General features: G+C 64.8%; 9 protein-coding genes, 1 tRNA gene and 1 pseudogene. 1 reads left to right on the top strand and 10 read right to left on the bottom strand.

Annotation, left to right across the window (positions count from 1 at the left end):
* Nucleotides 1–81 precede the first annotated feature (81 nt).
* The 3 genes and pseudogenes from ACMVO5_RS10310 to ACMVO5_RS10300 all read right to left on the bottom strand — a co-directional run.
* Nucleotides 82–2,082 (bottom strand): annotated as a pseudogene (locus tag ACMVO5_RS10310) (efflux RND transporter permease subunit); the annotation flags it as partial.
* A gap of 6 nt (nt 2,083–2,088) precedes the next feature.
* Nucleotides 2,089–3,177, bottom strand: coding sequence for an efflux RND transporter periplasmic adaptor subunit (locus ACMVO5_RS10305; protein WP_416907426.1), 1,089 nt, complete (start codon nt 3,175–3,177; stop codon nt 2,089–2,091).
* Between the two features lie 238 nt (nt 3,178–3,415).
* A complete protein-coding gene (locus tag ACMVO5_RS10300; RefSeq protein ID WP_416907425.1) occupies nt 3,416–4,138 on the bottom strand; it encodes a Crp/Fnr family transcriptional regulator in 723 nt (240 codons plus the stop codon).
* Nucleotides 4,139–4,214: 76 nt separating this feature from the next.
* Between ACMVO5_RS10300 and ACMVO5_RS10295 the strand changes: the two genes are divergently transcribed.
* Complete coding sequence (locus ACMVO5_RS10295) at nt 4,215–4,778, top strand: DUF4136 domain-containing protein (protein WP_416907424.1); 564 nt, start codon at nt 4,215–4,217, stop codon at nt 4,776–4,778.
* 154 nt (nt 4,779–4,932) lie between these two features.
* Here the strand turns inward: ACMVO5_RS10295 and ACMVO5_RS10290 are convergent, their stop codons facing one another.
* The 7 genes from ACMVO5_RS10290 to grxC all read right to left on the bottom strand — a co-directional run bounded on the left by ACMVO5_RS10290 (nt 4,933) and on the right by grxC (nt 12,752).
* A complete protein-coding gene (locus ACMVO5_RS10290) occupies nt 4,933–6,438 on the bottom strand; it encodes a phosphoesterase (RefSeq protein WP_416907423.1) in 1,506 nt (501 codons plus the stop codon).
* Between the two features lie 43 nt (nt 6,439–6,481).
* Nucleotides 6,482–9,454 carry a TonB-dependent receptor gene (locus tag ACMVO5_RS10285; RefSeq protein WP_416907422.1) on the bottom strand — a complete coding sequence of 991 codons (2,973 nt, stop codon included), beginning with the start codon at nt 9,452–9,454 and terminating at the stop codon, nt 6,482–6,484.
* 43 nt (nt 9,455–9,497) lie between these two features.
* On the bottom strand, nt 9,498–10,937 hold the full coding sequence (locus ACMVO5_RS10280) for a metallophosphoesterase (protein ID WP_416907421.1): 1,440 nt from the start codon (nt 10,935–10,937) through the stop codon (nt 9,498–9,500).
* A 229-nt stretch (nt 10,938–11,166) separates the two neighbouring features.
* A tRNA-Arg gene (locus tag ACMVO5_RS10275) sits at nt 11,167–11,243 on the bottom strand.
* Between the two features lie 38 nt (nt 11,244–11,281).
* Nucleotides 11,282–11,680, bottom strand: a complete 399-nt coding sequence (locus ACMVO5_RS10270) for a DUF1178 family protein (RefSeq protein ID WP_416907420.1) — start codon at nt 11,678–11,680, stop codon at nt 11,282–11,284.
* Nucleotides 11,677–12,492 carry a carbon-nitrogen hydrolase family protein gene (locus ACMVO5_RS10265; RefSeq protein ID WP_416907419.1) on the bottom strand — a complete coding sequence of 272 codons (816 nt, stop codon included), beginning with the start codon at nt 12,490–12,492 and terminating at the stop codon, nt 11,677–11,679. Before ACMVO5_RS10265 ends, ACMVO5_RS10270 begins: the two co-directional genes overlap by 4 nt.
* A gap of 5 nt (nt 12,493–12,497) precedes the next feature.
* Nucleotides 12,498–12,752 carry a glutaredoxin 3 gene (grxC, locus tag ACMVO5_RS10260; protein ID WP_416907418.1) on the bottom strand — a complete coding sequence of 85 codons (255 nt, stop codon included), beginning with the start codon at nt 12,750–12,752 and terminating at the stop codon, nt 12,498–12,500.
* Nucleotides 12,753–12,757 lie beyond the last annotated feature (5 nt).

The raw sequence follows: 12,757 nt of genomic DNA, 5'->3' as shown, positions 1-12,757 counted from the left end.
GCCAGCTCGTTGCTCGAACTGGCCGGCCTGCGCCTGCAAAATCATCGAAAATCCCGAAGATGCGCCAAAGCCCGGCAAAGCCGGCGGCCCGAAGGCAATGAACATCGCCTGCGGCACGGCAAAGCCCATGCGATTGGCCTGACGGGTCAGCGCCGTGGCGCTGCTCGCGCCGTCGCGCTCATGCCAGGGCTTGAGCTTGACGACCATCAGGCCCGTATTGGGCGCCGCCGTGCCCGACAGCACATCGAGGTCGGAAATCGACATCACGCCATCAACGCCTTCAAGCCCCCGCAGCCGGGCCGAGAAACCATCGAGCACGGCCGCCGTGCGCTGGCTGTTGGCCGCATCAGGCAATTGCGCCTGCACGAAAAAGGCGCCTACGTCTTCATCGGGAACAAAGCCTGTCGGCGTGACTCGAAACAGGAAGACAATGCCAACAAGCACCAGCGCCAGCGCCAGGGCCACCCGCTTGAGGCTGCGCGTAGTCGCGCCGACAAGCCGGCCATAGCGCGCGGTGAAGCGATCGAAGGCGGCGTTGAAGCGGGCGAAGAACCGGCCCAGCGCGCCGGTCGGATGCTCGTCCTTGGGTTTCAGCAACAGCGCGCAGAGCGCCGGCGTCAGGGTCAGAGCGACCAGTGCCGAGAACAGCGTAGAGACCGCGATGGTCAAGGCGAACTGCTTGTAGAGCTGCCCACTCACCCCAGGCACAAAGGCCATGGGCACGAACACCGCGGCCAGCACCAGCGCGATGGCAACCACCGGCCCGGACACTTCGTCCATGGCGGCGCGCGTCGCTTCGAGGGGGCTGAGCTTATCGTGCGCCATCTTGTGCTCGACCATCTCGACAACCACGATCGCATCATCGACGACAATGCCGATGGCCAGCACCATGCCGAACAGCGACAGCGTGTTGATTGAGAAACCGAGCACGACATAGGCGATGAGCGTGGCGACCAGCGACACGGGCACGGCCAGCATCGGGATCAGCGTTGCGCGCCAGCTTTGCAGGAAGAGAAAGACCACGAGCAGCACAAGGATCACTGCATCGCGCAGCGTGTGCATCACCTCGGCGATCAATTCTTCGACGAAGAGCGACGTGTCGTAAACGATGTCATAGGCGAAATCGGGGGGAAAGGCGCCGCCCAGCGTTTCCAGCTTTTCCTTGAGCGCCTCGGCTGTCGCCATGGCATTAGCGCCGGGCGACAGCGCAATGCCCACCGCCGCCGCCGGCTTGCCATCGAACTGGGCTTCCTGCGCATAAGTCTTCGCACCGAGCTCGACGCGCGCCACATCACGCAAGCGGACCTGCGCGCCGTCCTCGCCGCTGCGCAGGATGATGTTTTCGAACTGGCTCGCCTGGTTGATCCGGCCTTCCAGTTCAAGGGCGTACTGAAAGCCGCTCTCGGTCTGGGTGGGCGGCTGGCCCACGGCCCCGGGCGCAGCCTGCGCATTCTGCTCGCGCACGGCGCTTACCACATCCATCGGGGTCAGGCCGAAGGCGGACAGTCGGTCGGGCCGCAGCCAGATGCGCATGGCGAAGGGCGCGCCATAGACCGACACATCGCCAACTCCTTGCACCCGCTTCAGCTCGTCGACAATCAAGTTGTCGAGATAGTTGTTGATGAAGGTCCGGTCATAGGCGTTGGCAGGTGAGTAAAAGGCGATGTACATCAGCGTGTCCGATGACGCTTTTCGCACCGACACGCCGATAGTGTTCACGTCCTGCGGCAGCTGCGGCAATACTTGGCTGACCCGGTTCTGCGTCTCGACCGCGGCGATATCGGCGTCACGCTCGAGCGCGAACTGCACGGTGATGCTCGACGAGCCATCGGCGGAGGAGACAGCGCGGATGGACTGCATCCCTGTGACCCCGTTGATCGCCAAATCGAGCGGGGAGGACACAGTTTCCTCGACCACCTGAGCGCTGGCGCCGGGATAGAGCGAGGTGATGCGCACGGTCGGCGGCGCGATGTCGGGATATTGCGAGACCGGCAACCCGAGCAGCGAGAGGCCGCCCGCCAGCACGAGGAACAGCGCGATGACGATGGCGAAGACCGGGCGGTCGATGAAGAAGCGCGCCATCGCCGCTCAGCTTTCAGCGCGAGCGGCCGGGGCGGCACCAAGCGGCTGCACCGGCTGGCCGGGCCGCACCTTGGCCAGTCCTTCGACGATGACCCGTTCACCCGGCTTCAGCCCATCATCGATGACCCAGTCGCCGCCGATATGCGCGCCTGCCTGCACCCGCCGCTGCTCGGCGACATTGTCCGCGCCCACCACCATGACGAAGAATGTGCCGAACTGCTCGATGACCGCCTTGTCGGGAACGATGACCGCGCCAGCCTGGGTGCGGACCTTGACGCGGAGCCGCCCGAACTGGCCGGGACGCACCGCCTGACCGGGGTTAGGGAAGACCGCGCGCAGACGGTAGCTGCCAGTGGCGGGGTCAACGGCGCGGTCGGCGAAATCTATGACGCCGCTTTCGGCAAGCTCGCTGCCGTCGGCCAGCACGAGCTTGAGCCCGGTCTGCGCTTCGGCGCGCTCCTCGGGCGAAAGGCGGGAGAAGCGCAGCATGTCCTGCTCGCTGGGGCTGAAATAGACCTCGATCCGCGAGGCGTCCGAAATGCGCGCCAACTCGTCCCGGCCCGGCGCGACCAGCGCACCGACGTCGACATTGGCCTTGCCGATCCGGCCGCTGATCGGCGCGCGCACCTGCGCATAGCCCACGATCGTCTGGGCTCTCGTCAGCCGTGCACGCGCGGCGTCTACCTGCGCGTTTGCGGCCTTGGAACCGGCGACCGCATTGTCGAAGACTTGCGCGGCAATGGCATCAGCGGCGAGAAGCGGTTCATAACGGGCGACATCTTCTGCGGCGCGCGCGGCCTGCGCTTCGGCACCTGCGACCTGAGCGCGGGCCGAGTCGACCGCGGTGGCCTGCTCGGGCGCATCGATCTCGAACAGCAGGTCGCCCTTTTCGACCATTGCCCCTTCGCGAAAACCAATATCGAGCAAGACACCGGAAACTCGCGGGAACACCGCCACTTCGTCGCCGGCGCGGATGTCCCCGATGTATTCGGCGAAGAGCGGCGTGTCCTGCGTGCGGGCCGGGGCGATTTCTACGGGGACGGGCGGCGGCGGGGGCGGGGCTTCACGACCGCAGGCGGCAAGCAGGCCCGCCATGACCACGACCAGCAGTCGGGACCGGCGACGCTGCGCTCGCTTCAAATCCGGCTGCATAACACCCCCACGCTAACCCCAGCCTCAAATCTGCAGGACAATCGTCCCTCTGCCAAGTCCGTTGCTCGCCCTCTTTGCATATTTGGCGGGGCAGATTGTCCAATTGCGGACAAAGAAAGCGTGGCAGCGGTGTGATATGCAGAGGCGACTGGCGGGGAGGGCCGGTTCGGCGCGGCTGGCGTCAGTCAGCCGCGCCGTTCACAAGCGCCCGGAGTTGTTCGGGCGCGCGCACTTCTAGGCGTGTGTAGCAGGTCTCGACCCAGCCATTTTTGGTGAATTCGGCGAGGATCTTGCCCAGCGTCGAGCGTGACATGGCGGCGACGGTGGCGATATCGCTTTGAGAAAGCTCGATACTGAGCGGTTTGCGGCCTGCGTCGTCGGGGCGACGGCAGCCGGCCAGTTGCAGGAGCAGTCCGGCGATGCGGGCGCGGCTGTCGGTCAGGGTGAGGTCCGCCATCGCCCAGCAGACGAGTTCGGCGCTATCCTCGGCGAGTTGGGCGATATGTTCCCACCAGGCGGGTTCGGCAACGAGCATCTGCCTGAGACGGGCAAGGGGAACGGCCCCCCAGACCAGCGGGGTGCGGGCGGTGATGGAGAGGGTGCGGGCGCGGCCAAGGAGGGGGCGGTGGCCTGACCAGAAGCCGGCGCGGACGAAATATTGCGCACGATTGTCAGGGTTTGCGAGGACGAAGGAGACTTCGGCGATGCCGTCGGCGATGACGTAGATGCCGCCTTCGTTGCTGGGTCCGTGGATGAATTCCTCGCCGGGGACGGCGCGGTGCCAGATGGCGGCTTCGAGGATGACGGCTTGGACATCGGCGGGGCGCTCTGCCAGCCAGCCGGTTTCGCGCAGGCGGGCGGCGATGGCTGGCTGCTGCGATTTTGGCGGGTTTTTGGCCTTCATGGGCACAGATAGGCGCGAATTGGGCAGATTTTCCAGTAAGAATCGCTATCATTGCCGCGGAATTGAGGAGGAAATGATGAAGACACTGCCTCTTGTTGTTGGTCTTGCGGTGGCGCTCGCGGGGTGTGCATCTGGGCCTTCGGTGCGGTCGATGTCTGATCCGCAGGCGAACTTTGCCAGCTATCAGACCTTTGGCTTTGCCGATCCGCTTGGTACGGACCGCAGTGGCTATCGCTCGGTCGTGTCGGAGGCGCTGAAGACATCGACCCGGCGCCAGCTTGAGGCGCGGGGCTTTACCTATGTGGCCGAAAACCCTCAGCTTCTGGTCAATTTCAACGCGCAGCTCAATGACAAGATGCGGGTGAACACCACGCCGACATCGACGATGGGCATGGGCTATTATGGCTATCGTGGCCGTCTTTATGCGCCCTATCCCCTTTATGCCGAGCAGACGACGGTGAGTGAATACAAGGAAGGCACACTCAATATCGATGTGGCCGACAGTGCGGCGAAGCGGCTGCTTTGGGAGGGCGTGGTTTCGCAGGCGGTGACGCAGAAGGCGCTCGACAATGTGCCGGCTGCACTCGATACGGCGGTGGCCGCGGCCTTTGAGAAGTTTCCGGTCGCCGCCCGGCCCTGATTGACCCGTTTTTCGGGGGTTTGGAAGGTTAGGAAGGTTAGGCCGGCGGCCTGGAATCTGAAGGCTTTGGCGGCCGCAGATCTGAGCGGGGCCAGGCTTTTCCGACTGACAGTCTATTTATAGCCTATCTGGTTATTTTTTGCAAGGCCCGACGTCAGCGCGCTTCGCCTGCCAGCGACACAAAGATCGGATTGGCATAGAACCAGAGGTCGGCCCATGGGTTTTCGCCCCGGGGATCGGGGGTGGGCTCGGCTTCCTGCGTGCTGGTGCCGCGCACGCGCAGATAGAGGGGGGCCTGAACATTGCGGAGCGTGTGGCGCATGGTCAGGACTTCGCCCTGCCGGCGCCAGTCGGCGGCGGTGAAGCGGCGCTCGACGCGGGTGCTGGGGTTGCGGTCGGTCGTGCGGTCGGCGGCTGGCCCGGTGATCTCGCCGATGATGAGATCGACGCGGGCGACATCGGGGGTCTGGCCGCCCTGATTGGGGGTGGCGGGATCGCGCAGGCGGATGGTGATTTCGACATCCTGTCCGGGTTGGACCGCGAGTTCGCCCCCGATGCTGGCCGATTGGCGCTTTCCGCGCACCTTGGCGGTGACGTCGAGTTCGGACACGAGATCGCCGGTCGTGACGAAGATGCGGCCGCTGCGCAGGGCATCCAGAATATCGGCATGCTCGGCGCGGGCGTGGACATAGGTTTTGGAATATTCGCCGGGCCAGAAATCGCTGCCGCCGTCGCGCCAGTTATAGTGCGAATCGGAGGTGGCGGTGATCCACCAGCGGCGGCCTTCGCCGAGCATCGAATCCCAGAAGCCGCCGAGCCGTGCGGTCATCTGATCAAAGCCGCCCATGGTGGGGGCATTGCGGTAACCGCCGCGCGCGCCTTCGGGATCGTTGCTGCCGTCAGGGTTGAGGGCGCCGGCCTGATGGCCGGGCGCGCCTTCCATGCCAACCGAGACATTGGGGGCAGTGTCATTCCAGTTGCGGAATTCGGCCGGGGTATATTGGCCGTAGACGCCGACATCCCTGGCGGAGCGCGAGGGATGGTTGGCGATGACCACCGGCGGGCTGGCTTGGGTGCGCATGTGGCGGAGCGCTTCGATCATCTTGGGCTCGGTGTCGCGGGCCGGATCATTGGGCCAGGCTTCGCGCTTGGAGAAGCGCGATTCGAGATCACGGAGCTGCTCGCGTTCGCCATTGGTGAAGGGGATGATCAGGCTGCTGTGATCGCCGGCGGGCGTATCAAACTCCATGCCGTAGAAGATGAGGATGTTCGGCACGGCGGTGCGGGCGTGCAGAAGCTCGGGGTAGGCTTGTTCGAAGTTGAATTTCGAATGGAGCGGGCCGCCATGATCGGTGGACACCATCCAGGCGAGCCCGAAACTGGCGGCCATTTCGGCATTTTTGACGATGGCATAGCGGCCATCCTTGCCCTTGAGCGGCAGGGGGGGTGCGGCCGGATTGGCCGGGTCTGGCTGGTAGCTGGCGCTGAACTCGCTGTGGATATGATGGTCACCCGCCAGCCATTTGCGGCCCTTGGTGGAAGCTTTGGCCGTGGTGCCCGTAGACGGGGCCTCGGCGAGGCCGCCGTGGCCGCCGTGCGCAGATGCGGGGGCTGTGGTGGCAAGGCCTGCCAGTGCGAGGATCAGAAGCGGTGTTTTCATGATCTGATCCCTGGCAATGGCAGGCCGAGCCGATGGTTGACGTTTAGAAGTTTACGCGGGCACCGGCCATGAAACGGGCGCCGAACTTCTCATATTCAAGAACGCGGATCGGGATGCCGCGGTAGCGACGGCCCGGCTCATCGAGCAGGTTGGTGCCGTCGAAGAACAGCTCAAACTGCGGGCTGACGGCATAGCGGGCCGAGATGTCGAGACGGCCGACGCTCTGCCAGAAGCCATCACCACCTTGTGCCTCGGTGCCGAGCCCGAACAGATAGTCGCTGCGATATTGCCAGCTGGCGCGCAGCGACAGGCCGTATTGCTCATAGTAGAGCGAGGCGTTGTAGTTGAGATCGGAGGCGTCGGGCAGTTGCACCTGACGGCCATCGGGCGTGGTGGCGGTGGAGTCGTTGATGGTGATGTTGCCCTGGAAGCCGAAGCCCTGGATCCATTCCGGTGCGCCGATGCTCGCCAGAATGTCGCCAAAGGGCTGGGAATAGGCAAGTTCGATGCCCTTGATCTCGCCTTCGCCGCCGTTGACTTCGGTGGTGATGAGGTAGGTCGAACGCTCGAACCCGCCCTCATCAAAGTCGGTATTGCCAAATGGCTGGGTGAAACCGAACAGCACGTCCCGGATCTTCTTGTAGTACACACCGACCGACAGGAAGCCGCGATTGGCCATATACCATTCGAGATAGGCATCGATGCCGACGGCCTTTTCCGGAACCGCAAAGGGGTTGCCGCCCGAGATGGTCTGCAGTTCATCGTCGATCGTCAGGTTGGGACGCAGGAGATCATAATCGGGCCGGGCAGCCCCGGTGTTGAGCGAAAGGCGCAGCTTGATCTCGTCGCTGGCATCATAGTTGATGTGCACGCTGGGGAAGAACAGGGTGTTGCCGGAAGAGGCGGTCAGCGGCGTACGAACACCGTTGATGAAGCCGTTCGCAGCGCCGGTGTTATCAACGCGTTCAGCGCGCACGCCGGCGACGACGTTGCCATTTTCGAAGAACATCGTGCCCATCAGGTAACCAGCGAAGATTTCTTCGGTCACGCGGTAGAAGTTGTTTTCGGTGGTGTTGGGCTGGATGCGGAAAGCGCCGGCATCAATGTAGCTGTCGAGCAGATCGCTGCCGAGCTGGCTGTCATGGTAGCGGAAGCTGTAGGTCATCGGGATCCCGACCCTTGTCTGCTCGTCGGTCGAGATATCATCCTGCCTCGGCAGCGGGATGCCGGCCGCGTTGAGCTCGGCGGCGCGGACTTCGATCGCCGTACGGTTCGATTCCTTGGTGCGCTTGTTGTACTGGCCGCCGAACTGGATCTTGGTGTCCTGGCCGAACAGGGTGATGTTGCGGTCAAAGTCCAGACGGGCGGTGTAGGCGTCCGTCTGGTCCCGGCGGTTCAGGCGGACAAAGTTGACGAAATTGAGCTCGGTGGTCGAAATGATGTCGCGCCGATTGCCCAGCGAGTAATTGTTTTCTTCATCGGCCACCGTGGTGAACAGCGTGACCTTGTTGTTGCTCGGGTCGGTGAAATCATAGATGAGGCTGGGGCGCAGGGTACGGTCGGACGGGCTGACCCAGGCCGAGGTGAAGGGGTGGCGCTGGTCGTCCTGCGCGCGGGTGTAGTTGAGGCGCCAGCTGACGCCCCATTCGTCAAGCTGATGGTTGCCGCCCAACGTGTTGGTGAAGATGCGCTGGCGGGTCGACAGGCTGTTCAGCGAGCTGTCGATTTCGATGCCGAACAGCGTGCCCTGGAGCGGCGTGTTGCCGGTGCGGATATCGGCATAGCCGGTGCGACGCGCCTGCGATTGCGGCCTGGTGTCATTGGTGGACACCGCATTCTGGTCGAAGTCGAAGATGTAGTTGTTGCGCAGTTCATCGTCGCGGAACTCGGTGTGGACCGAGCTCAGGAAGATTTCATTGTCCGCGTCCGGCCGCCAGTCGATCTTGCCGCTAAACGCGGTGTTGGAGCGGGTCAGGCGATAGAGCTTGTGCTCAAACTCGCGCGCCCAGACGCGGTCTTCCCGGCCGGGCAGCTGGTCTTCTGGCGCAATTTCCCACGGGTCGGCTTCGAAATTGTCGGTGACCATGTCGACTTCGAAGCGCGAGGCCGACACGAGGATGCCGATGGTGTCATCGAAAAAGCGCTGGGAGATGTGGCCGGCGAAGTTGTACTGGCGGCCGCCGCCGAGCTCGGAGAAGCCCATGCCGAGATCGAGCGCCGCCTTGAAGCCGGGGTAATCGAAGGCGCTGCGGGTGCGGATATCGACCTGGCCGGCGACGGCTTCACCGGTAAGATCGGCGGTGACGGCCTTGCGCACGGCGACGCGCGAAGCGATGGTGGCGGGGATGGTGTCGAAGCGGGTTTCGCGGCCGGCGGGGCTGATGACGTTGATGCCGTCGAAGGACACGGTGGTCCAGCTGGTGCGGGCGCCGCGAAGGCTGACGAACCGGTCCTGACCCTGGTCGCGCTGGACGGCGATGCCGGGCAGGCGGGCGAGCGAGGCGGCGATGTTCTGATCGGGGAAGCGGCCGATGCTGTCGGCCGCGAGGACGCTGACCAGCGAGGTGGAGGAGCGCTGGAGCTGGAGGGCGGCGGCTTCGGATTCGGCGATCGGGCGCGAGACGGTGACGACGATCTCGCCGTCTTCACGGGCCTGCTCACCGAGCGCGACGGCGACTTCGGTATCCTGACCGGCGGTGACGGTGACGGTGCGGGTGAGATCCTCGGCGCCGAAATAGCGGATGGTGACCTGGCGCTGGCCGGCGGGCACGCCGCGCAGGGCGAAGCGGCCGTCGGGGCCGGTGGTTTCGACAATGGTGGAGCCTTCGACCCGGACAGTGGCGCCGGCGACGAGGTTGCCATTGGCGTTGGTGACGATGCCGCTGATCTGGCCGGTGCCGACTTCGGCGGTGGCGGCGGCGGGGGTCTGGGCCTGGGCGGCCATGAGCGGCAGCGGCAGGATGAGGGCGGCGCCTGCGAGCAGGGCGCACTTGGCGATCGGCGCGAAGTCGGTCATCTTGAATTCTCCTAGATATATCAGCTTATTAAGGGGGTTTGGGTCAGAAGTTGGGGCTTACGTAGGGAACGGTGTTTTCGCGGGTGCGGGTGGGCGGGGCGGTGTTTTCGTTGGTGGTGACGCGCTTGATGCCGTCCTGCTTCTTTTCGATGACGACACGGTCATATTGCAGGCCGTCGCTGGTGTAGGCGGTGTAGTCGAGGGTCTCGCCGTCGATGCTGATGACCTGATAGAATTGGGTGTTCTCGCCCTGACGCTCGAGGTTGACGGCGGCGGGCTCGTAGGTCTTCCAGCCATCGGCCTTGAACTCATATTGCTTGGGGCCGGAGACCGAATTGACGAACATGGTGGCGAGCTTTTCGCCTTGCCCGAAGCTGGTGCGGCGCGGGGCCATCATGTCTTCGCCGACCATGCCGCGGGCATAGGTGTGATCATGGCCCTGGAGGACGAGATCGACCTTGTGCTTGAGGAGGATGGGGAGGAGCAGGGTGCGGAGCTTTTCATTGTCCCGCCCCTTGCCGGACGAGAAGACCGGGTGGTGCATGGTGACGATGCGCCAGCGGGCCTGGGAGGCGGCGAGCTGGCTGTCGAGCCACTGGGCCTGCACCGTGAGATCGGCCTGGTTGGTATCGAGGACGAAGAGGTGGAGATCAGGGGTGTAGCGGAGCGCATAGACCGTTTCTTTCAGCACATCGGGCAGGGCGGCCTCGGTGGGCAAGCGGAACTGCGGGCGCCAGAGGAAGGAGAGCGCACGGGCACGGTCGGCTTCGGTGAGGCCGATGGCTTCATATTCGTGATTGCCGGCGACGGGGACGGCGGGGACCATGGCATGGAGGAAGCCGCCGGCCTTGAACCATTCGGCCCATTCGAAATCGCGGCTGCCGCGGTTCACGAGGTCACCGGCGTGGAGCATGAAGCGGGCGTCGGGCGCGGTCTGGAAGGCGGCGCGGATGGTGCGCGACCAATGGCTGAGGATGCCGTTTTGCGCATCACCCATGTAGACGAACTTGACCGGGCCGCTTTCGGGGGCGGTGCGGGTCTGGAACCATTCGCTCCATTTGCCGTCGGCACCCATGACGCGGTAGGCATAGAGGGTGTCGGGGGTCAGGCCGTCGAAGCGGACGGAATGATAGGCGACCGCGGGCATGCCTTCGTTGTGCTTGATGGGGATTTTGACGCCGGCGCGCTCGACGGCATCGAGGCTGAGGATGCTGGTCTGGGCGGGCTCGGACTGGGCTTTCATGTCGAAGCGGGCATCGGGGAGCGCGAGGGCAATTTCGGCGCGGGTGCTGGTGACGTCGGCGCTGGTGCGCCAGCTGACGGCGAGGCTGCGGGCGGGATCGGATTCGAAGGTGGCGATGATGCGGTCGGGCCATGGGCTGGCTTGCTGCCAGGGCGGCGTCATGTGCTCGCCCTCATGGGCCGCGAGCGGGGCGGACATGAGGAGAGCGACGGTCGCGGCGGCGACGGCGAGAAGACGCATGATGGATTTGCCCCGAGAAGGAAGCGCCGGACGAGTGGCACGACCGTGCTTTAGGGGCGGCCGGTGACGGGATGCCGACAGTTTTTTGAAGATTTGGTGACGAGATTAGCGGGGGCTAATTTACTTGTGATTTTGTTCGGGGTAGAAGAATATCAACAAGTTGGCGAGTTGTCTGTGGAACTGTTCTTGATTGTGACAAGTTGTGTGACTTGGGCTGCTGGACGGGGGGTGGTGCACCCGGCAGGATTCGAACCTGCGACCTGCGGTTTAGGAAACCGTCGCTCTGTCCTGCTGAGCTACGGGTGCTTGGGGGCGTTCATATATCCGGGCGTTCGTGGGTGCAATCAGGCGTCGGACTTGGCGATGGGCTTGAAGGGCAGCGGCAGGACCGGGATGCCTTCGTCGATCAGCGCGCGGGCGTCTTCGAGGCTGGCTTCGCCGTGGATGGGGCGGGTTTCGCCGCGTTCATGGAGCGCCCGGGCTTCTTCGGCGAAGCGCGGGCCGACCCACTGCGATCCCGCTTCGAGCTCGCGTTGCATGGCGAGCAGGCGGGCGGTGCCGCGGTCGCTCTGGTTGCCCTTGGCGGGCACGGCGGGGGCCATGGCGGCCTTGACCACTGCCTTGCTGTCACACATCGGGCAGGCGATGAGGCCGCGCGCCTGCTGGCTTTCATAATCTGTGCTGCTGGCGAACCAGGCTTCGAAACGGTGGGCGGCATCGCACTGGAGATCGAAGACGATCATGCGCGAACCAGTTTGAAGGGCCGGTCATGGGCCAGCGAGGGGAGGCGGGCGCGGACCGCTTCGACCTCGGCCACATCCACATCGAGGACGGCGAGGCCGGGGGCTTCGCCCATGTCGAGCAGCACTTCGCCCCAAGGCGAGACGATGAGGCTGTGGCCCCAGGTGGCGCGGCCATCCTGATGTTCCCCGGTCTGGGCGGCGGCGATGACGAAGCAGCCGGTCTCGATGGCACGCGCCCGCAGCAGCACGTGCCAATGGGCGCGGCCGGTGGGCCTTGTGAAGGCGGCGGGCACGCTCAGCATGGCCGCACCCGCTTGCGCCAGCGCGCGGTAAAGGGCGGGGAAGCGCAGATCGTAGCAGACGCTGAGGCCGAGGCCGCCCCAGGGCGTCTGGGCGAGAACGGCCTCAACGCCCGGCGCATAGGCGGCGGATTCGCGCCAGCTTTCGGAGCCGAGTTCGACATCGAAGAGGTGGATCTTGGCGTAGCGGGCCGCCACGCTGCCATCGGGGCGGACGAGATAGCCCTGGTTGACGTATTTCTCGCCTTCGCCTTTTAGAGCGAGGCTGCCGAGATGGACCCAGAGGCCGTGTTCGGCAGCCGCCGCGCGGACGGCGGCAAGCGCGGGGTCATGGGCTTCATCGGTGATATGGGTGGCGGCGCGGCGGCGGTCACGGTCAAGCAGGCCCGACATTTCGGGGGTGAAGAGCATGTCGGCGCCCCGTGCGGCCGCCTCGGCGACGAGAGCGGCGAGGCGGGTAGCCTCAGCGGCGGGATCGATGCCGGTGGTGGTTTGCGCCAGCGCGATGCGCATGCGTGTCAGCCGAGCAGCGGGTCCAGCCCGCCCTGCCGGTCGAGCGTGGCCAGCTCGTCGCTGCCGCCGATGTGCTTGCCGTCGATGAAGATCTGCGGGACCGTGGTGCGGCCGCCGGCGCGCTCGATCATCTCGGCGCGCTTCGGGCCGCCCATCGAGATGTCGATCTCTTCAAAGGCCGCACCCTTGCGGCCGAGCAGCGACTTGGCCCGGGTGCAGAACGGGCAGAGCTGCTTGGTGTACATTTCGATTTTTGCCATGATGT

The sequence above is a fragment of the Polymorphobacter sp. genome, from assembly GCF_048007885.1.
GTDB lineage: Bacteria > Pseudomonadota > Alphaproteobacteria > Sphingomonadales > Sphingomonadaceae > Sandarakinorhabdus.
The sequence above is the reverse complement of the archived record's forward strand: the minus strand, read 5'-3'. Positions and strand labels throughout refer to the sequence as shown.